Raw genomic sequence first — 26,913 nt, 5'->3', positions numbered from 1 at the left:
AAAAACTTTTATATCAGCTTAAGGGTGATCCGCCTGAGAGGTCGTGACGAGAATTAAAGATTATAAGGGAGGGTTAACTATGGGTATTATTTCCTGGATAGTGCTGGGACTGATCGCAGGTGCATTGGCAAAGTGGATCATGCCTGGCAAGGATGGCGGTGGTCTGATCATAACCACATTGTTGGGGATAGCTGGTGCCATGGTTGGCGGTTATATCGGTTCATTTGTCGGCTTGGGTAGTGCCAGCGGATTGAGTATCGCCAGCATTCTTACCGCTACAGCAGGTGCATTTCTTATCCTCTTCGCCTATCGGTTGATCAAGCAACCCGATAAAGAGAAGGATATGGGCGGAACGTCTGAATAGCTACACTAGGGTCTATTCAACATCGAGATCGTCGACAAACTTGCGCAGGTCTTTGATGGCTTTTGTCACGTCGACCTGTTCCGCTGGTGGGGTAAGGAGGTCCCGTCGTTTTCGCGAAAGGGACATACTGAAATCAGCGGGTGCCAGCTTGGACTCCGTCTCCCGCCATTTTAAAGCAACGACGGTGACATTGTCGCTCTCAGGATGGCTTGTGGCAGCGGCCTGATTGGCCAGCTTGGCGACCTTTTTAACCAAGGAAGCCTGTTTTTTGTAGAGGGTGTCCACCATGGGGCGCTCTGCCAGCGGTCCCCAAAAACCGTCGCTGCAGAGCAGCACCACATCCCCTTCGCTGAGTTCATGGGGTCCGCTGAGTTCCGCAACCGGATGATTGTTGGTGCCCCCCAGACAACGGGTCACATAGTTTCGAAATTTATGCGTGTGTACCTGTGCTGCTGAGATAAGTCCCTGTTGGCGCAGATGTTCCACGTAGGAGTGATCGTCGGTGCGGATATGGATGACACCGTTGCGCATGACATAGAGTCGGCTGTCACCGATATGCGCCCAATAGGCGTTATCCTCCTGAACCAGGCACAGGACGCCTGTTGTGCGGGGTTCGATCGGTGGCTCCTGCAGGCTGCCGAATTCGAGGATCTCCCGATGACTCATCTCCATCAGGCCGGAGAGAAAGAAGCGGGGATTGGAGATGGGCTTGCGACTGGTGAGGAACGCCTTACGCGCATTATCCATCAGAATCTGTGCCGCCTTCTCTCCTTTCGGATGACCGCCCATGCCATCCGCCAGTGCCAGTAGTATGGCGTCGGGCGCCTCCATGATCAGGTAGCGATCCTGATTCGTGGAACGGTCTCCGATGAGAGTGTATTGTGCTGTCTCGTATTTCACGATAGCGCCCTTTTCTCCTCAATCAGGTCTGATATGGCGCTTTCGCTATCCAGCTTGTCGGCCTGCAGTGCCTGCAGCAGTTCGCCTGCGTTCTGCGGCCGTTTCTCGTACTCAATCTCCATCGCCCAGTCGATCGCCTCCAGCATGCTTGCCGGGTAGCGGCGGCGATATATTCTGGCTGCCGGTTTCAGCTTCTCCTTGGCGTGGCGTTCAATCGCGGATGGGGGTGCTTTGCCGTCGAGACAGGCACGCATACTGGCGCCGATGGCGTAGACATCGCTCCAGGGACCCACATTGCCGGACTGGTAATATTGCTCCACAGGTGAGAAGCCTGTGGTGACAACGCGTCCGGTACGACTGCCTTCATTTTGCACTTCATGCACGGCGCCAAAATCGAGCAGCAGGGGATTGCCCCCGGTGCGCAAGTGAATGTTGCTTGGTTTAATGTCCAGATGCAGCAGGTGGCGTGAGTGGATCTGGTTGAGGGCATCGAGTATCGGGGGGAAAACGGTCATCAAAAAGCGGGTGCTGAGACTTCCGCTACGTTTCTTGATATAGCTGGCAAGGTTTTTACCCCGTTCATGGTCCATCACCAGATAGCCGGTGTTGTTGGCTAGAAAGAAGCCTCTCACCTGGACGATATTGGGATGGCGCAGGGAGGCCAGGACCTTGGCTTCCTGATAGAAGAGTCGCAGGCTGCGATTGAAATTATCGGCCTGCTTCTGGTCCAGGGGGATCACCTTGCCGTTGTCCCCCCGCTTTGCCAACTTCTTGGGTAGGAACTCCTTGATGATGACCTCGTCCTGGGTATCCTCATCTTCGGCCAGATAGATCAGGCTGAAGCCTCCGCTCGCGACCAGTTTCATAACCACGTAGCAGTCGATTTCAGTACCTTCCGGCAGACTGTCTCGGAGCTTATCCATGCAGTTCCCGTTGAAAAAGTTTCGCTGTCAAAGATAGGATGGGCATCACACTGATTATAAGGACATTTTCCAGAAAACACTTGTATTGATTGAGAATTTCGACCCTGAGTCCCGAAAAAAGTGATTTTCATCAAAAAAATGGTTAAAACAGCGGCACCTGCGATTCACTCTCTTTCTGACGCGGCCATTCACACCCAAGCATAGCGGCTTGAGCAAGGAATTCTGAAGCTGTGGAAATGCCAGCGGCCTCAATGTCAGGTATCATGCCTATGGTTAAAAAATGACATCCATGTGGATGGTAAATGCATACCATCCCCAGATTAGGCCGGAGATCTCAGGCGGAACATTATGATCAGCAGTATGACAGCCTTCGCAAGGGAGGAGCACCGGGGTGACCTGGGTATCTTGAGTTGGGAGATCCGCTCGGTAAACCATCGCTATCTTGAGATGTTCTTGCGCTTACCCGAGGAGTTGAGGGTGCTGGAGCCATTGGTGCGGGAGCGTATGAATGCCAGACTCGGGCGGGGCAAACTGGATATCAGCTTGAAATTCAAGCCGGGTAGTGCCGCCGAGGCCGGATTGAGTGTCAACCAGCGCCTGGTTCTGCAACTCGTTGATGCGGAACATCAGGTAAGTGATTTGACTGGTCTGAGCCAGAGTATTCGCAGCGCCGATCTGCTGCGTTGGCCGGGTGTGCTGGAAGAGAAGGAGCAGGACTTTACCCCGGTCAAAAAGCAGGCGATGGCGCTGCTGGAGACCACCATCGACAGCCTGATCGACAATCGGCTGCGTGAAGGGGAGCGGCTTGGAAAGATTGTTCAGCAGCGCTGTTTTGGTCTGAAGGCACAGGTTGAACAGGTGCGCGACTTGATGCCGGAGGTACTGGAGGGTGTTCGAAGCCGGATCAGCGACCGCCTGACTGAGGTTATGGAGGAGTTGGACGAGGCCCGCCTGGAACAGGAAATGGTCATATTGGCGCAACGCCTCGATGTGGATGAAGAGATGGATCGCCTTGAAACCCACCTGGAGGAGGTGGAGCGGGTGCTGGGTGCGGATGAGCCCATCGGACGCAGACTCGATTTCCTGATGCAGGAACTCAATCGGGAGGCCAACACCCTGACTTCCAAATCCAGCAGTGTGGATGTGACCCGCGCCGCCGTGGAGATGAAGGTGCTGATCGAACAGATGCGTGAACAGATCCAGAATATCGAATAAACCCCGGCATAGGGAACAGCTCGTAAGTATCATATGAATGGCAATGTGGAATCAGGCTCGATGACGGCTCAGGGCACACTCTATATTCTCTCCGCGCCCTCCGGTGCGGGAAAGACCAGCCTGCTGAAGGCGCTGCGCGAACGGGATACCCGCTTACATGTCTCTGTCTCCCATACTACAAGGGCGATGCGACCGGGTGAGCAGGATGGGATCGACTATCACTTTCTCTCCCAGGAAGCCTTCCTGCGCATCGTTGGTGAAGGCGGTTTTCTGGAACACGCCGAGGTCTTCGGCAACTACTATGGCACATCCGAAGCGGCCGTGAGTGCCGAGTTGAAGGCGGGACACGACACCGTGTTGGAGATCGATTGGCAGGGGGCGAGACAGGTGCGCAAGCACTTCCCCGATGCGGTTTCGATCTTTATTCTGCCGCCTGACCAGCAGACCTTGCGGGACCGGCTCGATGCCAGGGGGCAGGATAGTGAAGAGACTATTCAACGACGCATGAATCAGGCTGTGGAAGAGATGTCCCACTACGCGGAGTTCGACTATCTGGTCATCAACGATGACTTCGATACCGCCCTGGCTGAACTGGCGGCTATCGTGATCGCACAGCGGCAGCGTCTCACCTGCCAAGTGGCGCGTAACAGTGACAAAATTGGAGATCTGCTGCAGCGCATATAAGGGATTATCATCCGCTGCCCACCCAGTATAGGATTGGGAGACGATATATCCGTAAAAAATTAGCGGCTTTCCCGGTGATCACGGTTTGGCCGCAGACCGCTAAAGCTATACTATAGCGACCCCGATAGACGCTGGATTCGATATGCCCGGTAAACTCTACATCAAAACCTTCGGTTGTCAGATGAACGAATACGATTCGTCACGTATGGCGGATGGCCTGCGCGTGGCCGAAGACCTGGAGCTGACCGATGACGCCCTGGAGGCGGATGTACTGCTGTTGAATACCTGTTCCATCCGGGAGAAGGCCCAGGAGAAGGTCTTTTCCCAGCTTGGGCGCTGGCGCCCATGGAAAGAACGGAATCCCGCTTTGATTATCGGTGTGGGTGGTTGCGTGGCTAGCCAGGAGGGTGATGCGATCCGCCAGCGGGCGCCCTATGTGGATCTCGTATTCGGTCCCCAGACCTTGCACCGACTGCCCGAGATGATTCGCCAGGTCAGGCGTGAGCATGCACCGGTGGTGGATGTCACCTTCCCTGAGATCGAGAAGTTCGACCGACTGCCTGAGCCCCGTGCCGATGGTCCCATGGCCTATGTGTCGGTGATGGAGGGGTGTTCAAAATATTGTACCTATTGCGTCGTACCCTTTACCCGCGGTGAGGAGATCAGCCGTCCCTTCGACGACGTCATCGCCGAGGTGGCGGGATTGGCGGCCCAGGGGGTGCGCGAGATCAATCTGCTGGGACAGAATGTCAACGTCTACCGGGGAGAGATGGCGGACGGGGATGAGGCCGACCTGGCCCTGCTGATCGAGTATGTGGCGGCGATCGAGGGTATCGACCGGATTCGCTTCACCACCTCCCACCCGCTGGAGTTCTCCGATTCATTGATCGATGTCTATAGCCAGGTGCCGGAACTGGTCAGTTTTCTCCACCTGCCGGTACAGTCGGGCTCTGACCGCATCCTGGCGATGATGAAACGGGGCCATATGGCTGTCGAATACAAGGCCAAGATCCGCCGTTTGCGCGAGGTCAGGCCCGATATCACCATCTCCTCAGATTTTATCGTCGGTTTCCCCGGCGAGACAGAAGCCGATTTCGAGGCAACCCTGCAACTGATAGAGGATATCGGTTTCGATCACTCCTACAGTTTCATCTACAGCCGCCGTCCCGGTACACCCGCAGCCGATCTGCCGGATGATGTGCCATTGGCGATCAAGCAGCAGCGGTTGGGGCGCCTGCAGCAGTTGATCAACACCCAGGCGCAGCGCATCAGCCGGCAAATGGTCGGTACGGTGCAACGGATATTGGTGGAGCGGCCGGCGAGGAAGAACCCGGCCCAGCTGGCAGGACGCACCGAAAATAACCGGGTGGTCAACTTTGATGGCCCGATGACACTGATAGGGGATTTTGCCGAGGTGCGGATCACCGAGGCCCTGCCAAACTCCTTGCGAGGGGAGTTGTTGCAACCCGCAAACCATAGAGCGGCAAACGCCTAGGACGAACAGTTGGCTGAACATCCCGATTCCCTGGATCTGCTCCTCGAACCCGCCGACAATGAGAGGCTGGCCAATCTCTGCGGTCAGCTTGACGAACACCTGCGCCATATCGAAGGCCGACTGGGTATCGAGATCAACAATCGTGGCAATCACTTTCGCCTGATCGGTGAGCGCCCCTCGATTCAGGCGGGTGAGCGGGTGATATTGGATCTCTACCGTGCCACTACAAATGAAATACTCGATCCGCAACGGGTCCACCTCTATCTGCAGGAGGCGGGTGTGGATGAGTTGCTGGAGCAGAAGTCGAGCAACGATCTGCCTGATACAGTGATCAAGACCCGGCGCGGTCTGGTACGGCCCCGTGGGGTGAATCAGAAAGAGTACCTGCACAAGGTATTGACCCACGATATCAATTTCGGTGTCGGCCCGGCGGGTACCGGCAAGACCTATCTTGCGGTTGCCAGCGCGGTGGATGCGCTGGAACGCGATCAGGTGCGGCGCATCCTGCTGGTACGGCCTGCGGTCGAGGCGGGTGAGCGGCTCGGCTTTCTGCCCGGTGATCTGGCACAGAAGATAGATCCCTACCTGAGGCCCCTCTACGACGCCCTCTATGAGATGCTCGGCTTCGAAAAAGTGGCGAAACTGGTGGAGCGCAATGTGATAGAGATCGCTCCGTTGGCCTATATGCGGGGCCGAACATTGAATGAGTCGTTCGTTATCCTGGACGAGGCGCAGAATACCACACCGGAACAGATGAAGATGTTTCTGACCCGCATCGGTTTTGGTTCCACGGCGGTGATCACCGGTGATGTGACCCAGATAGATCTGCCGCGGGGTCAGCAGTCCGGACTACGCCAGGTCACGGAGGTGCTGGCCCATGTGGAGGGGATCAGTTTCACCTTTTTCAATGCCAGGGACGTGGTACGGCACCCGGTGGTACAAAGGGTGGTGCGCGCCTACGACGAGTTTGATCGCAAGAGTTGATCCGGTGGCCCCGCTGATCCTGGAGATTCAACAGGTCACGGAGATATCCGATGATCTTCCCACAGAGGAAGATTTCAGGCGCTGGGTGGAGGCGTCACTGCCACAGGATCATGCTCCGGTGGAATTGGTGATTCGCCTGGTGGACGAAGCGGAAAGCCGTCAACTCAACCGCGACTACAGAGGTATGGACAGGCCCACCAATGTGCTCTCGTTTCCGTTTGAGGCCCCCGCAGAAATTCCTCTGCCGCTGCTGGGAGATCTGGTGATCTGTGTTCAGGTGGTGACCCGGGAGGCACTTGAGCAGGGTAAGGATCTACAGGCTCACTGGGCCCATATGGTGGTCCATGGGGTACTGCATCTATTGGGGTATGACCATCTGAGCGACAGTGATGCACAACGGATGGAAGGTTTGGAGAGAAAGATCCTACTCAGTTTGGATCTCTCCGATCCCTACTAACACAATAAACGGATCTGATCTTGCCCAGAAGCATAAAACAAACCCTCTCCGTCATCCTGCGTTATCCACGTATTACCGCGCTGGCGGCAGGTGCGATTACCACCACGGCATACGCCCCGTTCCATATCTGGATCACGGCCTTGGTTGGACCCGGGCTGCTTTTCCTGTTGTGGCTGGAGAGACCTCATCACAGTCTCCGGATAGGCTTTATGTATGGTCTGGGCTTGATGGGCAGTGGTGTTTCATGGCTGCATGTCAGTATCGCTCAATTTGGTGATCTCGGATGGCTTTTCCCCCTGGTGGTGACCCTGGGATTTGTCGCTTTGCTGGCGCTATTCTATGCCGCTCTGGGTTGGTTGGCAGGATTTTTCCAGGCCTCCCGGCAGCTATCCCTGATCCTGGTCTATCCCGCACTGTGGGTGTTGCTGGAGTGGTTGCGGGGCTGGTTTCTCACCGGTTTTCCCTGGCTGCAGGTCGGCTATTCGCAAATCGACTCCCCATTGGCGGGCTATGGGCCCCTGTTGGGTGTACTGGGTATCAGCTGGATGGCTCTGGTTACGGTGGGTCTGCTGCTTGCCCTGGCAAACTCCAGCCGTTACCGGGTCGGCTATTTGAGCGCGGCGGTGTTGATCTGGTCGGCCGGGTGGCTGGGAACAAAGATCGACTGGAGTCAGCCGATGGGGGATCCGATCAGGGTCGCCCTGATTCAGGGGAACATCCCGCAAGCGGAAAAATGGCTGCCTGAGCAGTTGCTGCCGAGCCTGGTGTTGTATGCCAAAAAGACCAAGGAGAACTTCGATCGTGATCTGATCGTATGGCCGGAGACGGCGGTGTCAGCGTTTCAGTTCCAGGTGGATGAGGCCTTTATCCAGCCCCTTGAGAATACCGTTAAGAATCACCACACGCATCTGGTGTTCGGTGTGGTGCAGATGGATCAGGCACGGGAGCACTATTACAACGCCATGGTGGCACTGGGTAACGAAGAGCGCGATCAATATTACAAGCGTCACCTGGTACCCTTTACCGAGTATCTGCCATTGAAAGGGATACTCTGGCCCCTGGTGGATCTATTCACCATTCCCATGTCGGATTTCAGCACCAAACAGGATGCCAGGCCGCTGATGCGGGTAGGGGATTATCTGGCGGGGCTCTCGATCTGTTATGAGGACGCCTTCGGCGCCGAGATGATCGAGGCCCTCCCGGAAGCGGCGTTTCTTATCAATGCCAGCAACGATGCCTGGTTCGGCAAGTCGCTGGCGCCTCACCAGCATCTCCAGATCGCCAGGATGCGGGCCTTGGAGACAGGGCGCTATCTGCTGCGATCGACCAATACCGGGATATCCGCCATTATCGGGCCCAGGGGTGAAATCATCGCCGCATCGCCCCTATTGGAACTGCATGTGCTGAAGGGGGAGATTCTGCCCCTGGAGGGTGAAACCCTGTATGCCAGATTCGGCAATCTCACCATTTTGGCGCTGCTGCTGCTGGCCATGATGACTGGGTTTCCTTACAGTAGAATAAGATAAATACCGAGACCTTGACGGACTGCCGTCATCGAGCTGTTTTGATAGGGCGTGCTGTGGTCACGGGGGGTTACAGGATTCATGTACGGGGCTCCTGGATAGCCACATACATTCTGGATTAATTTATATAGGCTCGAAAACGATGAAGAAATGTATCTTGATAACCGGTGCCTCCTCCGGGTTCGGCAAGGCCTGTGCTCACCGTTTCGCTGCCGCCGGTGACGATCTGGTGCTATGTGCGCGACGCCTGCAAAGACTGGAAGAGTTGGCCGCGTCACTGCCTGCCGGCTGTGGCGTACATGTGCAGCAATTGGATGTGACGGAGCGTAAGGGGGTAGAGAGATTCGTCGAGCAACTCCCGGAGGGATTCAGGGATATCGATGTATTGGTGAACAATGCCGGACTAGCCCTGGGTATGGAGCCTGCTTACGAAGCCGATACGGACGATTGGGAGACCATGGTCGATACCAATATCAAGGGCTTGATGTATATGACCCGCCAGATACTCCCTGGGATGGTGAAGCGGCGGCGTGGTCATATTGTGAACATAGGCTCGGTTGCGGCCAGCTGGCCCTATCCAGGGGGCAATGCTTATGGGGGCAGCAAGGCCTTCGTGAAGCAGTTCTCAAGGGGTTTGCTGGCCGATCTTGTGGGTACACCCTTGCGTGTGACCAACATCGAGCCGGGATTGGCGGAAACCGAGTTCTCCCTAGTACGCATGAAGGGCGATGCGCAACAGGCAGGGGATGTCTATACCGGCACCCACCCGCTCAGCGCCGAGGATATCGCCGAGGTGGTCTATTGGGTGACGTCACTGCCGGCCCATGTGAATGTGAATAACCTGGAACTGATGCCGGTATGCCAGTCGTGGGGTCCCTTCGTGGTGAATAGAAACCTGGGTGACGAGGTTTGAACCAATGGATCTGAGTTGACAATCATGCAGCCCGCTGGAAGGAGTAGATCCGGTGTCTTTTAATCTGTTTCATGCTCAATCGAACCCTGAGCCGAGGTGTTGGGTTTGAACGCGCTGTTGAACAGTGCGGTGGATCTTTGTCTGCTGCGTCGCACCCCCCAGGATTTACCTGCCTCGAACTCGCTACTGTGGTTATTGGTGATACTGAATCTGGTGGTGGGTATAGTGATGGTCGTGGATGCCCGGTTGGGGCTGTTTCGCGCCCTGTTGGAGAACCTTTTCGGGTTGTTGCTGATGTTGGGTGTGCTTGCCGCTGCCCTGGGTATGAGAGGCAGGTTGCCGCGTTTCAATCAGACAGCGAGCGCCATGCTGTTGAGCGGTCTGCTGTTGAGTCTGCTCGCGCTACCCCTGGTGGCCTGGCGGCATCGCAGTGAGTCGAGCGAGTCCGAACTGTTGTTGTTGGTGTTGTTTATCTGGAGCATCGTGGTGCTCGGGCATATCCTTCGCCATGCCTTTGAGATCAGCTTGAATCTGGGGATCGGGTTTGCACTGCTCTATAACCTCATGGCATGGAGTATCATGAGTCATCTATTTCCGGTTACCAGTTGATGCATATACATATCCTCGGTATCTGCGGTACCTTCATGGGTGGTATTGCACTCCTGGCACGAGCCCTGGGACATAAGGTCAGCGGTTCGGATGCCAATGTCTATCCACCTATGAGCACCCAATTGCAACAGGCTGGGATCCAACTGCTAGAGGGGTTCGAGGCCGAACATCTGCAACCCGCGCCTGACGTGGTTGTGGTGGGTAACGCCATGTCCCGGGGTAATCCGGCGGTAGAAGCAATGCTGAATCAGGGCCTGCCCTATACCTCTGGGCCGCAGTGGCTGGCGGAGCATGTGTTGCAGGGGCGCTGGGTGTTGGCGGTGGCCGGCACCCATGGCAAGACCAGCTGCGCCAGTTTGCTGGCTTGGATTCTGCAGCAGGCCGGCCTGCAACCGGGTTTTCTTATTGGTGGGGTTCCGGAAAACTTTGGCCTCTCCGCCCGCTTGGGAGACTCCCCGTTCTTTGTGGTGGAGGCAGATGAGTACGATACCGCATTTTTCGACAAACGCTCCAAATTCGTCCACTACCGGCCGCGCACGTTGATTATGAACAATCTTGAGTTCGATCATGCCGATATCTTCGATGACCTCTCGATGATACAGCGCCAGTTTCACCATCTGGTGCGGACGGTTCCTGCCGAGGGATTGATCATCAGCCCGCTCAACGATGGTAATCTGAGTGAGGTCCTGGACATGGGGGTCTGGACGCCGCTGGAGTTTTTCGATCCGGAGATCGAGGCGGGTTGGCATGCGGAACAGGTTGCTGCTGATGGTCACAGCTTCAATGTCATCTGTGAAGGTGAGAACCATGGGCGGGTCAGTTGGGACCTGATAGGTAGACACAATGTGGCAAACGCACTGGCGGCACTGGCGGCAGCCCGCCATGCCGGCGTACCACCCGGGAGTGCGATAGAGGCCTTAAGCAGCTTCAAGAATGTCAAGCGGCGCATGGAGTTGCGGGGTGAGGTACATGGGGTGCGTGTGTATGACGATTTCGCGCATCACCCGACTGCCATAGCGACAACCCTGGACGGTTTACGTAACCAGGTTGGTGATGCGCGTATTATCGCCTTGCTGGAACCCAGGTCGAATACCATGAAGCGGGGAGTGCATGCAGATCGCTTGGCGGACGCACTGGAGGCCGCAGACCAGGTGATGATGTTGCTACCCGATGATCTGGCATGGGATGCGGCTGTCGCACTGGCATCCCTGGGCGACAGAGCCGAACTCTTTGACGACACCGCATCGATGGTCACTCGGGTTGTGGCGATGGCTCGACCGGGGGACCGGATTCTGGTGATGAGTAACGGCGGCTTCGAAGCGATACATCAACGTCTGTTGGATGCCCTGAAATAGAGGTTAAGATCATGAAGCAGAAGCGGGACCCTATCGCTGTAGCTATTACCGGTGCATCGGGAAGCGCCTATGCATTGCGTTTGCTTGAAGCGTTGATTGCAGCTGAAAAGGATATCTATCTGATGGTCAGCCAGGCGGGGCAGATCGTGTTGAAAATGGAGAGCGATCTGGATCTGCCGGGGCAGCCTGCAGAGATGGAAAAGCAGCTGACTCAAAGGTTTCACGTAGCACCCGGTCAATTGCAGGTATTCGGCAGACAGCAGTGGATGGCTCCCGTTGCGAGTGGATCGAACCCTCCCGCCGCCATGGTGGTCTGTCCCTGTACCACCGGTACCTTGTCGGCCATTGCCTGTGGTGCAAGCAACGATCTGATCGAGCGGTCCGCGGATGTGGTGTTGAAAGAGCGCCGTAAGCTGATCCTGGTAGTGCGGGAAACCCCTTTTTCAGATATCCACCTGGAGAACATGCTCAAGTTGAGTCGCATGGGGGCTGTGATTATGCCCGCCAATCCCGGTTTCTACCATAATCCCACGACACTCCAGGAGATCGTCGACTTCATGGTAGGCCGGGTTCTCGATCAACTGGATATTGAACATCAAATGATGCCTAGATGGGGCGCTACAACGACTTGAGATAGTCGGCAACGAGCTTGGCTTGCTGGGTGTCGATGTTCGGGAATGCAGGCATGATGTGACCTCCGTTACGGATCTTGCCTACGATCTGATCTGTGGTCTCTTCGGAACCCGCCAGTTTCAGCAAAAAGCCGAATTTGCCGCTTCCGTTTTCCCCATGGCAGCTTGAACAGGCATTGGCATAGATATCCACACCGTCCATGCCTGAAACCGGTGTAAACTCATTACTGCCGCCGCAGCCTGTGAGCATGGAACCAAGCAGGCAGATACCTGCAACATAGGTCGTTTTGTTCATCATAGTACCTCATGATTCTGCTATCTGACTCCTTTGATTGGGTTGGCCTGAGTGGATGTCAGGTCATAGTGAAACCAAATTAGGGAGCATGATTTGGTGGCAGCATTTACCGCCGGGGCAGATGTTACTCTATTTCTCATCCGTTCGGATAGTTTTCAACCGCTATTATTTATGTTTGTGACACCACACCGTGAACAAGTTAGAAATTCACTGTTTATTGGCTTAGATCAGATTTGATGACAAGTATCGGCGGGTGTGGATTGTAGGGGATAATTAGAGAATGGTGCAACGATTGCGGCCACTGTTCTTCGAACGGTAGAGTGCCATATCCACCCGTTTCAGCAACGATTTGATATTGTCATTGGGGGTAAGCATGCTGGCACCAAAACTGGCCGTGACCGCGCCGACCTTAGGGTGCTTGATCTCTTCGATAGCAGTGCGCAGCGACTCTACCATTGAGAGTAGGTCGTCCTGTTGGATCTGAGGGGTGATTATCATGAACTCTTCACCCCCCCAGCGGGCGAGGATATCCGACTTTCGGATTCTTTTGTGTAACAGTTCCACGGTTGTTTTCAATACTTTGTCGCCTACATCATGACCGTGGTTGTCATTAACCTCCTTGAAATGATCGAGATCAAGCATGATCAGGCCGAAATAATTGTTGGTCAAGCCAGCCCAGGCAATCTGATTTTTCAACTCTTCATCGAATTTTGTTCGATTATAGATCTGAGTCAGGCGATCGGTTTCAGCTATATGGAGTAGCTGTTTTTCCATGTTGATGGTGTCGGTGATGTCCCGGTGAGATTCGATGATCTGCACTAGATGCTCCCCTGATTCATCAAAGATTGGCGTGGCGCGGACATCAACATGCATGACTCTTCCTTCATTGTCATAGTGTTTATGTACCACGGATACGGCTTTTTTTGTCTTTTGAATCTCAGCAATCGGGCATGGGTCGTGCTTGCCGCTGCAAGGTGTGTTGCGTTTGTGGGAAAGGCGGTAGCAAGTCATGTCTTTTTTCAACTGTTTTTCATTGGTGTAGAGATTAAGTGCAGACTTGTTTACCAGTTGCAATTGATGGTTGTTTATGTCGATGACCAGCGTGGGATCGGCAATCGCATCCACGACTCTCTGAATATAGTTGTGAGATTCAGTGAGTTGTTCTTCAATCTGTTTAAGGTGGGTGATGTCGCTGATATGGACAAAGAAGTGAGTTAGCCTGCCCAGTTCGTCACGGATGATATGGGTCGTGTCCTGAACCCACTTGTGCTGTCTTGAGCGGTCGATGATTTTATACGGACTGCGTTTGAATTCGGTTACCCGATCCTGATCCGCTTGGACATTTTCCTGGGAAAAGTGTTGTAGATACTCTGGGTCAATGATATTGGAAAATGACAATTTACCACTTGTAAAACTGTCCATCTCATAACCGAGTAGCTCATGTACATTGGTGGAAATGAATTCAACCGGCCAACCCAATTCATTGCGAAGTTTGGCAATAATGCTGGGTCCGCTAAGGAATAGCTCATGTTCGTTGGAGATTTTTTTATTCAGACGCTGAATTTGTTGTTCGTTAACCTTCTGTTTCTCACGGTTCCATATCGCTATTGCTAAAACAATAAGCATGACTGTGAGCGTAGCACCCAAGAATTTTACAGTGTTTGCAAGTTGCCGCCATATTCTTGCATCTATCAACTCTTTCGGTACATGTAAAAGTACGCGCAGACAACTGGCGCAGAAATTATCAATTAATTCACCGGATGGATGGATCGAGTCGAAAGTGTAAAGCCCATGGGTGTTGATTTTTTGACCGCGGTGTAGCTTTTGTATGCTCTTCCATACATCGGTATGCTCAACGTTGATCCCTGTTTGCGGACTGTCGGGAAACATGAATCCCCAATCCTGGGCGCTCTCTGGGCTGAGTAAGGTGTAACCCTGCCAATTGAGTAGAATCGCATCCCCGGAATATCCGGCAGATATTCTGCGAAACTTGTTCAGAATATTATCAGCCAGGTAGTTGAGTATGACAGCACCGATGGTATTGCCATTACTGTCGGTAACGGGTGAGGCAAATCGAATCGTCGGTTTCAATGGTAGTTCTATCTGCTGTTTTTCAACATTCAGATCGAGTGGGGAGCTATAGATGGTGCCAGGCAGATTATTGATGGATTCTGTAAAATAGTAGCGGTATTTTTTCGATTGTAAATCCTTCTCGTTTACTACAACGGGGTTCCCTTTATCATAGTTAATTCGCACCTGTTCTTGGCCGTTGATATCAAGAAAGCGTATCTGGTCATATCGTTTGCGTTGCAGTGCAAGTGATTTCCAGGATTCCTGTATATTTCTGACTGCAGATTGCTTCGTGTTTTCAATGGCAAGATCGCGCAGCTCTTTTTGTTCGATTATATACAGCAAGTCAGAGTGGACCTCGATAAAAGCGAGGCTTAACTGTTTTGTTAACTGATTGATGAGGTTGTTCGATTCGAGTTTCAGTTCATTTACAACATTATTTTGGGTTTGTTGATAGATGCCCCAAAACAACACGCCTCCAAATGTGCAGACTACTACTATTAGAAGCAGGTAGATTCGAACTAACCTACCATTTTTCATGTTACCGATGCCGTTGGTTTGTCAGGGATGGAAATGGTGTTACGGTGAAAGATCACCACTGCTCCGATTATCCTCTCTCCATCTTTAATAGGGGTGCTGACATAATCCACTTGTATGGATTTACCGTCTTTTCGCCATATTGTTTCATGTTCACCACGATGTTTCTTACCATGTTGAAGTACCCGGGTAATTGGGCATTCCGATATCGGATAGTCGCTGCCGTCTTCTCTGCTATGGTGCCATACAGTATGGCTGTTTCTGTCAAGTAATTCATCGATGGTATAACCCAGCATATCTGCCGCGGCAGGGTTAACGAAGGTGTGATTGGCATGACTGTCGATGCCGATAATACCGTCATCTGCGATATCCAATATCAGTTCCTTCTGTTGTCTGATGTGTAACGACTCCTCTTCGATTGTTTTGTAATGATCGATATCGTCGATCACGGCAATCAGATAATCGTTGTTGCGATGTTTGGGTGTTGTTGACAGGGAAAGCTGGATCCATTTTGTTGCGCCATTGGCGCAAACCAGGCGCAATTGGGATGACACACTGCCCATCTCTCTATTCCTAAGCTTGTCAAAGGCGCTCGTGCAGATGGGGATATCGTCGCTGAAAAGCAGATCCTTGAGGTTGATATCAATGATTTGCTTAGGCGAGAGTGCGACAATTTCACTTAGTCTATGGTTGAGGCGTACTATGTTTCCATTCAAACTGATATGAGCGAGACCAACTGGGGCTTGTTCAAAGGTGACAATTTGTGCCTGTTCACTCTCCTCGAGGGACTTTTTATGGGCCGTCAGTGATCGGTTGAGGCGAATCAGTCGCATGAATAGTATGCCCAGAACCAAAAGGATCACCAGAATCAACAGGTACCAGTACCAAATTTCCGTGATCGATTTATACAACTCATCTTTTAGGTTTTTGTCATAGGGCGGCATCTCCAGCAGGGCTAACAGATCATGCACTGTTTGGTAATTCTCCGGGATGGTCCAGCCATGAATACGGGCGTCACGAGCTGCCGCGTGATCTGGTGGTAGTTCCAGCAAAGCTACAGCCACCTCTCTTGCTATCATTTGAGAGGTATGGGGTAGTTGGGAAAAGGGCCACTCCGGATAGAGTGGCGTACTTACGGCATAGGGAAAATCTTCATAACTCTTGGGTGCAATGATACGCAGTTCAGCCTGATTCAGCTTACCCTCCTGAGTCATTCGTTCCAAGGTGTCGGTTCTGACGATGCCAACCTCCGCCTCCCGCCTCAATACAGCGTTCACGACTGCATCATGTGTATTGAGAAAAAGTAAAGAGGCGAAGTCCCATTTCTCAATAGCCTCTACCCGCAGCTCTCTTCTCGCCATGATCCAGCCACCAAGTGATGTGCTGTGAACGGCAGCTACACGTTGATCTCTCAGGTCTCCCAGATTTTGGATACTGCTTCGCTCCCTGAGGGTGAAGATAACGCTGCCAAAATTGGATACCTGGCTTTCATGGGATAATTTGTTGATCAGGGTGAGAACGCGTCTGACCCCATATTTTACTGATAGGTTTACGTAGATTCCCGGATTTACAATAACGAAATCGACCATCTGGTTCTTAACCAGGATCTGAATATCATCAAAGGCCATGGGAATGATCTTGAATCGATAGGCGGGTAGGGTGTCGTTCAGATACTCCGCCGTAGCATTCCATCGCTCCAGGCTTTTTTCAGGCCCCCTTTTTGCCAATACCCCGATTTTAACTAACGGTGTATCTGCCAGTGCCAGGGTAGTTGCAAACCATAATATTAGTATGGAGATAAATTGTCGGGTCGGATTGTTCAATAGCTTAAACATATTACGACTCTCAGGCCTCCATTCCCCCGTCATGATTCAATTTTAGTTTAGGGTTAGGTTACTCTTCCCATGAGTGACCCTATATATATTATATTAATTTCGGCCAATACATGCCCAGCTTTAACCTGAGTGTATGGCTCCTATCGATGGAGCCGAACATTGCTTGTGCGCCAATCCTTGCTCAAGGGTGTTTTTACAGCCTTGGTCAGGGCGCATATGGTTGGCGGGGAAATAGCAGCATGATCAGCTTGTCAGACTCAATCCTGGAGCCGCTATCCAGCACTCTGAGATCTTGCCGTAATATATCGGCTGGCTGTTGGAATTGGCGGATCGTGCGCGGTATTGTCAACATGCCGATCACGGTTTCGCTGCCCTGCAGGGTCACATTGCCAATGCGAATCCTCTCGCCTCCAGGGTCGAGTCTGTAACGGGTTGACCAGAGTCTGAGGAGTAGCCTCTGCCGGTTCGAAAGTGGTTTGACCATCACCAGTTCCTCATGACGGGCATCGTGCACCTGCGGGGGTACGGGGAGTGTCGTCAGCTTGGCGCTGGGAGACAACAGACGTAGAACATTGTCCCATCCCAGCATTTCCGCCTGTTGCCACCCCTGTCGAAGCAGCACAGAGACAAGTTGCGCCTGATCCCCGGCCAGCTGGACGTTGAGGGGTTGGTCCCTGTCGCCAAAGATATCATTGCGGTACTGGGGAAGGTCGGTATGACCACTCCACCACTCCTCCCGGGTGATCTGTACTGTTTCTGGCGTGTGCCGATAGGAGGAGGATTTTTCAGTGACCTGAAACCAGCCATAGCTAGCGCATGACAACAGCAACAAAAGTGTTACCCCTATCAATGTGGTGGCTTTAGATTCAGCCTCCACATGGCGATAGTAGGCGATACCGAGCAGGGCTATCCAGGCGATACCCAGGGTGAGACTGCCGAGAATGTCGGTTACCCAGTGGACACCTAAATAGAGCCTCGAGAGAGATACCGCACCGATGATCAGGGCCGCAACACTATAAGGGAACCAACGCCATTCACGAATCAGCGTACGGGCTATCATGATCGAGAGAAAACCGTACAGGGTCAGGCTGCGCAAGACGTGCGCGCTGGGGAATGACCAGGGACTCAGGAAGTCCGGTGAGCCCGGCGGGCGTGGTATGCGCAGGCTGTATTTGAGCAATAGTGGTGCAAGCAATCCGAAACCGGTTGCGGCCAGCAGATAGTAGAAGGCACGTCGATGTCCCTGCAACAGCAGCAATACGGCAACCCCGAGGGCCAGCGCAAGGATCGATTCGAGATCACCCAGGCTGGTGAAAAGCGCCATCAATTGGTCGCCCCAGGGTGTGCGCAGGCTCTGCAGGGCGCTATAGATCAACTGGTCTGAGGTTTGGGTTATTGAACCATCCAATACAATCCCAGTGATTACCATGAACAGCAGCGTGGCAAGCAACAACAGGGTGGCGAGGAAGGCCAGACCTCGCGCCTCGGGGTGGTTTGGGTCGGCCAGGGAACGGGAGATCGATCTGAATCCCTTGTGCAACTGACCCCATTCAAAACCTAGCTGGACCAGGCTGGTGGCATGGGGTTGAATCAGTCTGAAGAGTGTCCGGGCCAGGATAAACAGCACCCAGGCCAGAAACAACAGTAACAGCATCAGGGCGACCAGACGGAATGCAACCTCGGAGGCGAGCTCCAACGAGGCGCCAAATACGATACCGGGCAACAGGTAAGCCGGGGCCCAAACCAGGGCCGAGAGGATATTCGCCATGAGGAAGCGAAGGGGCGACATCCTGAGCATGCCGGCAACCAGGGGAATGATGGCGCGCACCGGGCCGAAAAACCGGCCGATGGCCACACTCTTGCCCCCATAGCGCTGAAAAAAGGTAATCCCACGCTGCAGGGTGGCGGGGTGGCGGCTGAAGGGCCAGAAACCCTGCAGCCTCTCCTGAAAGTGGTGTCCCAGCCAGAAGCTAAGGCCGTCCCCAACCACCGCGCCGGCAACAGCCCACCAAAAGACGGCCCAGAACTCGAGGATACCGGTAGCGATCAGGGCACCGAAACCGAACATCATCACCACCCCCGGCACAAGCAGACCGATAATCGCGACCGATTCGGAAAAGGCTACCAGAAACACCGCCATACCCGCCCATAATGGGTTGTCTCCGATCCATGCCAGCAGTGGGGTGAAAAACTCGCTCATCGATCGCGTGTCGCATAAACGATCAGCGCTTATTCCAATGCCTCGAACGATTCCTTGGCAGCATGGATGGTGTTTTCAATATCCTCGTCACTATGGGCAGCAGAGACGAATCCCGCCTCGAATGCGGATGGTGCCAGATAGATGCCCCGTTGTAACATGGCATGATAAAAGGCCTTGAAACGGCTCTGGTCGCAGGCAGTTGCGCCGGCATAATCGCTAACCCCGGCGGCGTTGCTGAAGAACAGCCCGAACATACCCCCCACATGATTCTCCGCCATTGGAACATCTGCCGCCTTGGCCTGCTGCATGATCCCGCCCACCAGTTTTTCCACCTTTGTGGATAAGCGAGCGTAGAAACCTGGCTCGGATATCAGTTCCAGGGTCTTCAGCCCGGCGCTCATGGCCACCGGATTGCCGGAGAGGGTGCCTGCCTGGTAGACCGGACCCAGGGGGGCGATCTTTTGCATGATATCGCTGCGGCCGCCAAAGGCGCCTACCGGCATGCCGCCACCGATCACCTTGCCCAGGGTGGTCAGATCCGGAGTGATACCGTAGTGGGCCTGGGCGCCACCCAGGGCGACGCGAAAACCGGTCATCACCTCATCGAAGATCAATACCGTGCCATGCTGGTTGCAGACCTCACGCAGGGTTTCGAGAAAACCGGGCAGCGGCGGGATGCAGTTCATATTGCCCGCCACCGGTTCCACGATGATGCAGGCGATCTGGTCACCGATCTGGCTGAAGGTGTCGCGCACCTGCTGGCTGTCATTGAAGTTCAAGGTGATCGTGTGCTCAGCCAGGGTGGCCGGTACCCCGGGGGAGGAGGGTTCGCCCAGGGTCAGCATGCCGGAACCGGCCTTCACCAGCAGTGAGTCGGAATGGCCATGATAGCAGCCTTCGAATTTGACGATCTTGTCGCGTTCGGTAAAGCCCCTGGCAAGACGAATCGCCGACATGGTGGCCTCTGTACCGGAGCTGACCATGCGTACCAACTCCATGCTCGGCACCAGTTCGCACACCTTCTCCGCCATCTGGTTCTCTAGCTCAGTGGGAGCGCCGAAGCTGAGGCCCTTATTGATGATCGAGGCCACCGCATCGATCACCTCATGGTGTGAATGACCGAGGATCATTGGCCCCCAGGAGCCAACGTAATCGATATATCTCTTGCCGTCCGGGTCATAGATATAGGGTCCAGCGGCGCAATCCACAAAGACCGGCTCACCGCCCACCCCATGGAAGGCCCTGACCGGTGAATTGACACCTCCCGGTATATGTTTCTGCGCCTGGGCAAAGAGTTCGTGGGAACGGCTCATCGTGTTTTCTCCTCCGGCTCGAATAGTCTTGATAGTTTACGGCTGGCGGCTTGGATATCCGTCTCACCGAATACCCCGTGAATGACAGCCAGCATGTCCGCACCTGCGCTGATCAATGGGGCGCCATTCTCCGGCGTTATCCCGCCGATGGCAACCAGGGGGAGGCCGAGTTCGGCTTTGGCCCTGGTCAGAAGCCCCGGCTGGGCCTGTACCGCTTTGGGTTTGATATGTGAGGGGAAAAACCGTCCGAAGGCAATATAGTCGGCGCCGCTGGCTGCCGCAATGCGGGCGAGATCAAAGCGGTTGTAGCAGGAGACGCCGATGATCGCATCCTCTCCCAGGATATTCCGCGCGGATGATAGTGGGTCATCTTCAGCACCCAAGTGGACACCGTCGGCCCCGACCTGGTCTGCCAGAACCACATCGTCGTTGATGATCAGCAGCGCCTCATGATCCCTGCACAGGCGTTGCAGGGCGGTGGCTTCTGCCAGGCGTTGGGAACTGCTTGTGCGTTTATCCCGATACTGGATGATAGCGGCGCCACCGAGCAGTGCCTGTTCCACGTGCTGCAGCAGCTGTTGTTTGGGGCTGAGTCCCGTGTCGGTAATGGCATACAGACCCCGTAATCGGGAACGCTTATCAGGCTTCATGCTGGGGTGGATTTCTCAATAGACGTCCAGGGATGGATTGGCATTTTCCCGTCTTGAAGCTATGGGTCAATGTCAACCAGCTGTACTCCAATCCCTGTTCGACCGCTGTCAGTAGTGTTTCACCCCGGGCCAATCTGGCTGCGATGGCTGATGCCAGGGTGCAGCCGGAGCCGTGAAACTCACCAGCGAGCCGTCGCCAGGAGGAGCGGATGGGCGGATTACCGGTCCGGTAAAGGTGGTGAGTGATTTCATCTCCCTGATCCGGTGCATGGGTGCCGGTGATCAGCACTGCATCTGTGCCGAGATCGAGTAACCGGCGGCCCATATCGTCATGCGCGGCTGCTCCCTTGAGCCCGGTCAATTGCACCGCCTCGGGTATGTTGGGTGTGATCAGGCGACATAGGGGGATAACCGCCTGAGCGATATAGTCGATCAATCTTTTATTGGCGAGTTCACTGCCACCTCCCGCGGCCAGCACCGGATCGAACACCACAGGGATTGTAGGATGTTTGTGCAGCATCTCCACCACGGCCTCTGCTGCAGACAGGCTGCCGAGCAGGCCGATCTTGATGATGGCTACCTGGCAGTCTGCCAATGTCACACTGAGCTGGTCCTGTAGTGTCGCGGGAGCGATAGGAATCAACTGCCTGACATCGCAGCTGTCCTGGATGGTCATGCAGGTGAGGGCGGTGGCGGCGTGGCAGCCATTTACCCCGATAGACTCGATATCCGCCTGAATACCGGCACCCCCCCCGGGGTCGTGTCCGCCGATGGCCAAAACCACGGGTAGATGAGGTGATTTCTCATTCATAGCCGAATTGTATCCACTTAATCGTCATGGGTGTGCTTTTTCTTGCGCCTACTGTAACTAAGGGGTTGTGGTGGCCAGAAAACCCTATATCCTATGCCGCCGCACCCATTGGGAGATATATTTTTTCAATTGAAACGGGAAGATGGATTAAGGGTTTTTCCTAGGATTGAGCGCTATCACTGCTAGACTCAGGGGGTGTGAGGCAATTGAATAGAAGTAATAAGCAGTCCATCGGTTATCGGCAAGTCACTGGCTCGGGGCCAAAGTTTGCGGGCATTAGACGAGAAAAAGACTGTGAGGAAATGAGTGATGAGTCCACAGATTGAAGAACTTCAAGCGCTGGCACGCAACTATTGTGAACTGGTTGAGAGCCTGCAGGATGGAAATACACAGTGGTTACAAGAGGTGGCCAGCCTGTTGCCACGTCTGCATGCAGCGGTGGCGGCACTCAATCTACCAACCCCACGCAATAACCATTACACCGCAGCTGATCTGGATGCCAGGTTTGAACTCTATACCTATCTGCGGCAGCTACTGGGTGAACGGGACAGTTATTGGATGGAGTACGATGTGGCTGGTGACGGTCAAAGCATGAGTGGCAGTCTGGCGGATGACCTGACCGATATCTATTGCGAGCTGAAGAGCGGACTCAACATGCTGGACGGACATCCCCAGCAGGCAGTCGAGGGGTGGCACATGGGATTCCACCTCCATTGGGGACAGCATCTACTCGATGCGGAACGCCATCTTTATGATCTGAATGCGCGTAATCAGTTAGCCACCTGAGTACCATACTGGCTGGCTTTCCCCAATAAAACCAACTTTCTTTCTATGTTAATTGGCATAGGGTTACCATTTCTTGATAATATGGTAGCTATAAGACCATATTGAATTTAGGAGATTCGGCATGAATTTAACTGCCCTAAGCGAAAGCGACCTGACCCTGACCAGCACGGCCCAGAGCAAAATGGGTGAACTGTTTCAACAGGTCGATGAGAATATCGAGGGTGTCCGAGTATTTGCCACCCCAGGCGGATGCAGCGGTATCAGCTTCGGTATGACCTTCAGTGATGCGATCAATGAAAATGACGGCGTATTGGAGTGTGACGGTTTCAAGGTAATTGTCGATGATGGCACCCTGGAGTACCTGCGTGGTGTGGAGATTGACTTCATCGATCAGGGTGATGGCAACGCCAGTTTTGTGTTCAACAATCTACAGCCGGTGGGTGGTGGTTGCGGTACCTGTGGCTCATCATCGGGCGGTGGATGCGGTTAGGAAACACCCTGTCAATGATCTAATTCTGAATTGGAGAAGGGCGACTCGGGCGCAAGGATGCCCGCCGAATCAGATACTGCATTTCCCATAAAAACCGTGCCCAGTGATCCTGGCACGGTTTTTCTTTGTATGCTGGGTAGGGCTTTGTGATGAGCGATGGCGTTGTGGAGTTGTTGGTGGTGGGTGCGGGTATCAGCGGCCTGGGCATGGCGCTGATGGCCAAGCGCCATGGCGTCCAACCGCTGATTCTTGAGGCGGGTACCCATATCGGCGGCGCCATAAACAGCCACAGATTCAACACCGACGAGGGCAGATTCTGGGCCGAACTGGGTGGCCATACCTGTTACAACAGTTATGGCAATCTGCTGCAATTGCTGGAGGAGAGCGGCCAGCTGGATAAGCTGAAACCGAAACAAAAATTACGCTATTGGATTCAGGCCGGTGATCGCTTGACTTCCATTCCCTCCCAATTGAACTATTTTGAGCTCCTCGGGGTCTTGCCCCGCCTATGGACGAGCAAAAAGTCGGGGCGCACCGTGGCTGAATATTTCGGCCGCATCATGGGACGGCGCAACTTTAAGCAGGTCCTGGGCCCAGCCTTGGATGCGGTTGTCTGTCAACCGGCCGCCGATTTTCCCGCGGATACCCTGTTCCGCAAAAAACCGAGACGCAAAGAGATTGTCCGCAGCTATACCGGACCCGAGGGACTCCAGTCGTTTATCGAGGGGATATCCGCAGGGCTCGAGATTCGCCTGAACAGCCCGGTTGTCGGACTGGAAAAGGGTGATGGTCACTACCGGGTGCTGACCCCGAACGGGACCATTCATGCCAAATATGTTGCCTTGGCGGTGGCACCGGATGTAGCGGCAAAGATAGTGTCGGGATACATGCCGGAGCTGGCCGCGCGTCTGCAGGAGATCGAAATGGCTGCAATCGTAAGCCATGCCGTACTGCTGAGGGCGGAGCGGGTTAAACTGCCGTTACTGGCAGGTATCATCGGCGTCGCTGACGATTTCTACTCGGTGGTTTCAAGGGATCTGGTAGCGGATGAGAACTACCGGGCCTTCACCTTCCACTTCCGCCCGAACGGTCTGGATGAAGCGGGTCGATTGACGAGAATCAGTGAGGTATTGGGGGTGGACCAGGACCAGATCGATTCCCATCTCAGTTGCAGCAACCGATTGCCCGCCTTGCGTTTGGGACAGGCAGAACGGATTGCATGGATCGATACGGCCCTGCAAGCCGAATCCCTGGCACTGACCGGGAACTGGTTTTCCGGGGTCTCCATCGAGGATAGCCTGATCCGTTCCCAGCAGGAGTGCCACCGCCTGTTTGGCACGGCAGGTTGATCCGCTCTCAGGCACGCCCTGATCTCTGCCTGGTCAAGAGCGGGGAAGGCTCAGGGTGAGAGTTTCCGGCGCTAGGCAGACCTTGTCGTTACAGGCCTGCAGGCGAATCTCCAGGGGCAGCGCCAAGGGCACGGAGGAGGTGTCATCCTTGATTGATACCAAGGCCTGCAAACGCACCATGCCACTGAATACGGAGAGGGGTTGCTGCTGAAAAGCGAGCCGCTGACGCTCTCCCTCGGGGTAGGTGACCGGCCCCATCCGCCATCCCTGTGCCCTATCCGATAGACTCATCCTGGTTGCGATCAAATCTTTCGTCATGGGTTGGTCGGAGTTGATGTGCCAGCCGTCCGGGATATCGATATCAACGTTCAATACCAACTGCTTCCCATTGGAGGTCAAGGCACCCTCGATCCTGACACCTCCCTGGGCGGCATAGGTCAGCGGACCAAGCTCCCCGTGCCGATGGTTGGCCACTGCGGTCAACAGATAGCCGTAGCTGGTTGGGTTGCCCTCGATTGAGGGTGCGAAACGGGCAATCAGGGCATCTGTCAGGCGGCGATAGTCCAGTTTGCCGGTACGTTGCCAGAGACGTTGCAGGAGATGAATGGCAACCGAACTGCCGGATGGCATGGCATTGTCCGAGCCCTCGTCCTTGGGGCGTCCCATGGCAGTGATGCCGCTCTCGGCTTCACTCATGAAAAAGCCGTCGTTGTCCTTATCGAGAAAGCGACTGATCAATGCTTGAGCCAACTCCTCGGCCCGCTGCAGCCATTTGGCATCTGCGGTCAGGTCATAGAGGTAGAGCAGGGCCTCGGCGAGATAGGCGTAATCCTCCTGGGCTGCGGCTATGGAAGACTCGCCGTCCAGGTGTACACGCCACAGCATGCCTTTGTCGCGTCGGTTGTGCCGCCACACAACCTCAGCTGCCTTGATGGCCGCCTGGCGATACTCCGGCTGGTCCAGGATTTGGGCGGCCTGGGCGAATGCGGTGATCATCATGCCGTTCCAGGCGGTAACGATCTTATCGTCCCGCAGGGGCGGGGGGCGACGCTTTCGAACCTGTAACAATTGCTGATTGATACGATCGAGCTGTTGTCTCAGGGGTGCGATCTCCAGATCGTGCTGTTCGGCATACTCCTCCAGTCCCTGCTGGAGGTGGAGGATATTACGGCCTTCGAAGTTACCCTGGGGGGTCACCCCGTATAGATCATTGGCCAGTTTGGCCTCCTGTGGTGCCAGGGCTGCCGTTATCTCAGCCGGGGTCCAGGTGAAGAAGAGGCCCTCTTCGCCCTCGCTGTCCGCGTCGGTGGCGGAGTAGAACCCCCCCTCAGACATGGTCATCTCCCGCAAAACGTAGTCCAGGGTCTGGGTGGCCACGCGGCGGAATTGCTCCCGACCGGTCAGTCGCCATGCCAGAAGATAGACGCGGCTCAGGTGGGCCTGGTTGTAGAGCATCTTCTCGAAGTGGGGTACCAGCCACTCATAATCGGTGGAGTAGCGGTGAAAACCGCCCCCTGCCTGGTCGTAGATGCCACCCCTAGCCATATGATCAAGGGTGGTTTCGAGCATCTGCAGCGCCTGTTTGTCATCCCTCCTTTGGGCCTGATCCAGGAGCAGGTAGAGCCAGGGTTCACGGGGGAATTTGGGTGCCTGACCGAAGCCGCCCTGGATTTCATCGAATGTGCGATGCATACCCGCAACCGCAGTCTCGATGACAGAGTCTTCCAACGCCCTGGCCTGACCCTCGAGACTGTTGTTGGCCTCAACCGCTGCTGCCACCTTATCGGCTTGTTCCTCGATCTCACTGCGACGCTCCTGCCAAAGCTGCGATATCTGCTGTAGCAGTGAGGCGAACTGTTGCGGAGTGTAGTAGGTGCCGCCGAAAAATGGTTTGCCCTGGGGGGTGAGAAAGGTGGACATGGGCCAGCCGCCATGACCGGTCAGCAACATCACCGCCGTCATGTAGACCTGGTCCACATCGGGGTGGCTCTCCCGATCGACCTTGATGGGGATGAAATGCTCGTTCAGAAAGGCGGCAATGGTGGTGTCTTCGAAGCTCTCCTTCTCCATCACGTGACACCAGTGGCAGGTGGAGTAGCCGATGGAGAGGAAGACCGGCTTGTGCTCCTGTTTTGCCCGCGCAAAGGCCGCATCCGACCAGGGATGCCAATCCACCGGGTTGTGAGCATGTTGCAGCAGATAGGGGGAGTCCTCGAGGATCAGGCGATTGATGTAACGGGGTGAACCGTCCTCCTTGAAGTGCTCCGTACGCGGACGGTAAGCGATGCCTTTGGCTATGTAGGCTGCCTTGAGTTTCTGCTCCATTTGCGGTGACCTTTCCAGGTGATAGGTTTGAGAGAGAGCAGGGTTGACCAGACCCAGTAACAGGCCAAGCAGGAGGGTGATTGTCTGTACTGACATCAACTACCGTCCCAGATCACAAAGGTTGTGATCGCGGCGCCACAGGGAGATCGGACTATCTTCAGCGGCAGTGTTGCAACCCCATTGATCGATGCGGGTTCC

The 26,913-nt window shown here is 54.6% G+C and carries 24 protein-coding genes; 14 read left to right on the top strand and 10 right to left on the bottom strand.

Annotated elements, in window-relative coordinates:
* Positions 1-79 precede the first annotated feature (79 nt).
* Entirely contained in the window at positions 80-364 is a 285-nt protein-coding gene (locus tag R2K28_RS17165; protein ID WP_116447384.1) for a GlsB/YeaQ/YmgE family stress response membrane protein, read from the top strand.
* 12 nt (positions 365-376) lie between these two features.
* On the opposite strand, the gene R2K28_RS17160 is transcribed toward R2K28_RS17165, so the two are convergent.
* Together R2K28_RS17160 and R2K28_RS17155 are read right to left on the bottom strand one after the other, a co-directional pair.
* Positions 377-1,264, bottom strand: a complete 888-nt coding sequence (locus tag R2K28_RS17160) for a PP2C family protein-serine/threonine phosphatase (RefSeq protein ID WP_316366370.1) — start codon at positions 1,262-1,264, stop codon at positions 377-379.
* Entirely contained in the window at positions 1,261-2,187 is a 927-nt protein-coding gene (locus R2K28_RS17155; protein ID WP_116447387.1) for a serine/threonine protein kinase, read from the bottom strand. The genes R2K28_RS17160 and R2K28_RS17155 overlap by 4 nt, the downstream gene beginning before the upstream one ends.
* Positions 2,188-2,535: 348 nt before the next feature.
* Between R2K28_RS17155 and R2K28_RS17150 the strand changes: the two genes are divergently transcribed.
* The 10 genes from R2K28_RS17150 to R2K28_RS17105 all read left to right on the top strand — a co-directional run bounded on the left by R2K28_RS17150 (position 2,536) and on the right by R2K28_RS17105 (position 12,054).
* On the top strand, positions 2,536-3,402 hold the full coding sequence (locus R2K28_RS17150; RefSeq protein WP_316366365.1) for a YicC/YloC family endoribonuclease: 867 nt from the start codon (positions 2,536-2,538) through the stop codon (positions 3,400-3,402).
* A 33-nt stretch (positions 3,403-3,435) separates the two neighbouring features.
* Positions 3,436-4,086: a guanylate kinase gene (gene gmk, locus R2K28_RS17145; RefSeq protein WP_316366363.1), complete on the top strand. Its 651-nt coding sequence runs from the start codon at positions 3,436-3,438 to the stop codon at positions 4,084-4,086.
* A gap of 142 nt (positions 4,087-4,228) precedes the next feature.
* A complete protein-coding gene (miaB, locus tag R2K28_RS17140) occupies positions 4,229-5,581 on the top strand; it encodes a tRNA (N6-isopentenyl adenosine(37)-C2)-methylthiotransferase MiaB (RefSeq protein WP_316366361.1) in 1,353 nt (450 codons plus the stop codon).
* A gap of 9 nt (positions 5,582-5,590) precedes the next feature.
* A complete protein-coding gene (locus R2K28_RS17135; RefSeq protein ID WP_316366360.1) occupies positions 5,591-6,565 on the top strand; it encodes a PhoH family protein in 975 nt (324 codons plus the stop codon).
* A 4-nt stretch (positions 6,566-6,569) separates the two neighbouring features.
* The gene (ybeY, locus tag R2K28_RS17130) at positions 6,570-7,022 is read left to right on the top strand and encodes an rRNA maturation RNase YbeY (RefSeq protein ID WP_316366358.1); all 453 of its coding nucleotides are present in this window, start codon (positions 6,570-6,572) and stop codon (positions 7,020-7,022) included.
* Between the two features lie 20 nt (positions 7,023-7,042).
* Positions 7,043-8,548, top strand: a complete 1,506-nt coding sequence (gene lnt / locus R2K28_RS17125) for an apolipoprotein N-acyltransferase (RefSeq protein ID WP_316366356.1) — start codon at positions 7,043-7,045, stop codon at positions 8,546-8,548.
* A 139-nt stretch (positions 8,549-8,687) separates the two neighbouring features.
* Complete coding sequence (locus R2K28_RS17120) at positions 8,688-9,458, top strand: SDR family oxidoreductase (protein WP_316366353.1); 771 nt, start codon at positions 8,688-8,690, stop codon at positions 9,456-9,458.
* Between the two features lie 105 nt (positions 9,459-9,563).
* Positions 9,564-10,067 (top strand): hypothetical protein, encoded by a 504-nt coding sequence (locus R2K28_RS17115; protein ID WP_316366351.1) that lies wholly within the window; start codon positions 9,564-9,566, stop codon positions 10,065-10,067.
* Positions 10,067-11,422, top strand: a complete 1,356-nt coding sequence (gene mpl / locus R2K28_RS17110; protein ID WP_316366349.1) for a UDP-N-acetylmuramate:L-alanyl-gamma-D-glutamyl-meso-diaminopimelate ligase — start codon at positions 10,067-10,069, stop codon at positions 11,420-11,422. The genes R2K28_RS17115 and mpl overlap by 1 nt, the downstream gene beginning before the upstream one ends.
* Before the next feature lie 11 nt (positions 11,423-11,433).
* Complete coding sequence (locus R2K28_RS17105) at positions 11,434-12,054, top strand: flavin prenyltransferase UbiX (protein WP_316366347.1); 621 nt, start codon at positions 11,434-11,436, stop codon at positions 12,052-12,054.
* Here the strand turns inward: R2K28_RS17105 and R2K28_RS17100 are convergent.
* The 7 genes from R2K28_RS17100 to thiD all read right to left on the bottom strand — a co-directional run bounded on the left by R2K28_RS17100 (position 12,041) and on the right by thiD (position 21,765).
* A complete protein-coding gene (locus R2K28_RS17100; protein WP_316366345.1) occupies positions 12,041-12,352 on the bottom strand; it encodes a c-type cytochrome in 312 nt (103 codons plus the stop codon). The genes R2K28_RS17105 and R2K28_RS17100 overlap by 14 nt on opposite strands.
* 270 nt (positions 12,353-12,622) lie before the next feature.
* Positions 12,623-14,764 carry a sensor domain-containing diguanylate cyclase gene (locus R2K28_RS17095; RefSeq protein WP_316366343.1) on the bottom strand — a complete coding sequence of 714 codons (2,142 nt, stop codon included), beginning with the start codon at positions 14,762-14,764 and terminating at the stop codon, positions 12,623-12,625.
* A gap of 191 nt (positions 14,765-14,955) precedes the next feature.
* The gene (locus R2K28_RS17090) at positions 14,956-16,791 is read right to left on the bottom strand and encodes a PhnD/SsuA/transferrin family substrate-binding protein (protein WP_316366340.1); all 1,836 of its coding nucleotides are present in this window, start codon (positions 16,789-16,791) and stop codon (positions 14,956-14,958) included.
* A gap of 205 nt (positions 16,792-16,996) precedes the next feature.
* On the bottom strand, positions 16,997-18,991 hold the full coding sequence (locus R2K28_RS17085; protein ID WP_316366339.1) for a bifunctional DedA family/phosphatase PAP2 family protein: 1,995 nt from the start codon (positions 18,989-18,991) through the stop codon (positions 16,997-16,999).
* A gap of 29 nt (positions 18,992-19,020) precedes the next feature.
* Positions 19,021-20,304: a glutamate-1-semialdehyde 2,1-aminomutase gene (hemL, locus tag R2K28_RS17080; protein WP_316366337.1), complete on the bottom strand. Its 1,284-nt coding sequence runs from the start codon at positions 20,302-20,304 to the stop codon at positions 19,021-19,023.
* A complete protein-coding gene (thiE, locus tag R2K28_RS17075; RefSeq protein WP_316366335.1) occupies positions 20,301-20,954 on the bottom strand; it encodes a thiamine phosphate synthase in 654 nt (217 codons plus the stop codon). The genes hemL and thiE overlap by 4 nt, the downstream gene beginning before the upstream one ends.
* Positions 20,944-21,765, bottom strand: coding sequence for a bifunctional hydroxymethylpyrimidine kinase/phosphomethylpyrimidine kinase (thiD, locus tag R2K28_RS17070; protein ID WP_316366334.1), 822 nt, complete (start codon positions 21,763-21,765; stop codon positions 20,944-20,946). Before thiD ends, thiE begins: the two co-directional genes overlap by 11 nt.
* Positions 21,766-22,074: 309 nt before the next feature.
* On the opposite strand from thiD, the gene R2K28_RS17065 reads away from it, so the two are divergent.
* The 3 genes from R2K28_RS17065 (at position 22,075) to R2K28_RS17055 (ending at position 24,390) form a co-directional block, all read left to right on the top strand.
* Positions 22,075-22,551 (top strand): DUF5063 domain-containing protein, encoded by a 477-nt coding sequence (locus tag R2K28_RS17065; protein ID WP_116444757.1) that lies wholly within the window; start codon positions 22,075-22,077, stop codon positions 22,549-22,551.
* Positions 22,552-22,672: 121 nt separating this feature from the next.
* Complete coding sequence (locus R2K28_RS17060; RefSeq protein WP_316366331.1) at positions 22,673-23,041, top strand: HesB/IscA family protein; 369 nt, start codon at positions 22,673-22,675, stop codon at positions 23,039-23,041.
* A gap of 149 nt (positions 23,042-23,190) precedes the next feature.
* Complete coding sequence (locus R2K28_RS17055) at positions 23,191-24,390, top strand: protoporphyrinogen/coproporphyrinogen oxidase (protein WP_316366330.1); 1,200 nt, start codon at positions 23,191-23,193, stop codon at positions 24,388-24,390.
* Positions 24,391-24,423: 33 nt separating this feature from the next.
* On the opposite strand, the gene R2K28_RS17050 is transcribed toward R2K28_RS17055, so the two are convergent.
* A complete protein-coding gene (locus R2K28_RS17050) occupies positions 24,424-26,811 on the bottom strand; it encodes a thioredoxin domain-containing protein (protein WP_316366329.1) in 2,388 nt (795 codons plus the stop codon).
* Positions 26,812-26,913 lie beyond the last annotated feature (102 nt).

Source organism: Candidatus Thiodiazotropha sp. CDECU1, from assembly GCF_963455295.1.
Taxonomy (GTDB): domain Bacteria; phylum Pseudomonadota; class Gammaproteobacteria; order Chromatiales; family Chromatiaceae; genus Thiodiazotropha.
Note: the sequence above shows the minus strand (reverse complement) of the source record. Positions and strands in the feature narration are given on the sequence as shown.

Bases quoted from the DNA above. Each gene is read 5' to 3' on its own strand.
- R2K28_RS17120 (WP_316366353.1), top strand. From the start codon at position 8,688: ATGAAGAAATGTATCTTGATAACCGGTGCCTCCTCCGGGTTCGGCAAG.
- hemL (WP_316366337.1), bottom strand. From the start codon at position 20,304: ATGAGCCGTTCCCACGAACTCTTTGCCCAGGCGCAGAAACATATACCG.
- R2K28_RS17105 (WP_316366347.1), top strand. From the start codon at position 11,434: ATGAAGCAGAAGCGGGACCCTATCGCTGTAGCTATTACCGGTGCATCG.
- R2K28_RS17065 (WP_116444757.1), top strand. From the start codon at position 22,075: ATGAGTCCACAGATTGAAGAACTTCAAGCGCTGGCACGCAACTATTGT.
- R2K28_RS17155 (WP_116447387.1), bottom strand. From the start codon at position 2,187: ATGGATAAGCTCCGAGACAGTCTGCCGGAAGGTACTGAAATCGACTGC.
- thiE (WP_316366335.1), bottom strand. From the start codon at position 20,954: ATGAAGCCTGATAAGCGTTCCCGATTACGGGGTCTGTATGCCATTACC.
- R2K28_RS17060 (WP_316366331.1), top strand. From the start codon at position 22,673: ATGAATTTAACTGCCCTAAGCGAAAGCGACCTGACCCTGACCAGCACG.
- thiD (WP_316366334.1), bottom strand. From the start codon at position 21,765: ATGAATGAGAAATCACCTCATCTACCCGTGGTTTTGGCCATCGGCGGA.
- R2K28_RS17055 (WP_316366330.1), top strand. From the start codon at position 23,191: ATGAGCGATGGCGTTGTGGAGTTGTTGGTGGTGGGTGCGGGTATCAGC.
- miaB (WP_316366361.1), top strand. From the start codon at position 4,229: ATGCCCGGTAAACTCTACATCAAAACCTTCGGTTGTCAGATGAACGAA.
- R2K28_RS17050 (WP_316366329.1), bottom strand. From the start codon at position 26,811: ATGTCAGTACAGACAATCACCCTCCTGCTTGGCCTGTTACTGGGTCTG.
- mpl (WP_316366349.1), top strand. From the start codon at position 10,067: ATGCATATACATATCCTCGGTATCTGCGGTACCTTCATGGGTGGTATT.
- R2K28_RS17090 (WP_316366340.1), bottom strand. From the start codon at position 16,791: ATGTTTAAGCTATTGAACAATCCGACCCGACAATTTATCTCCATACTA.
- R2K28_RS17150 (WP_316366365.1), top strand. From the start codon at position 2,536: ATGATCAGCAGTATGACAGCCTTCGCAAGGGAGGAGCACCGGGGTGAC.
- R2K28_RS17165 (WP_116447384.1), top strand. From the start codon at position 80: ATGGGTATTATTTCCTGGATAGTGCTGGGACTGATCGCAGGTGCATTG.
- R2K28_RS17085 (WP_316366339.1), bottom strand. From the start codon at position 18,991: ATGAGCGAGTTTTTCACCCCACTGCTGGCATGGATCGGAGACAACCCA.
- R2K28_RS17100 (WP_316366345.1), bottom strand. From the start codon at position 12,352: ATGATGAACAAAACGACCTATGTTGCAGGTATCTGCCTGCTTGGTTCC.
- gmk (WP_316366363.1), top strand. From the start codon at position 3,436: ATGAATGGCAATGTGGAATCAGGCTCGATGACGGCTCAGGGCACACTC.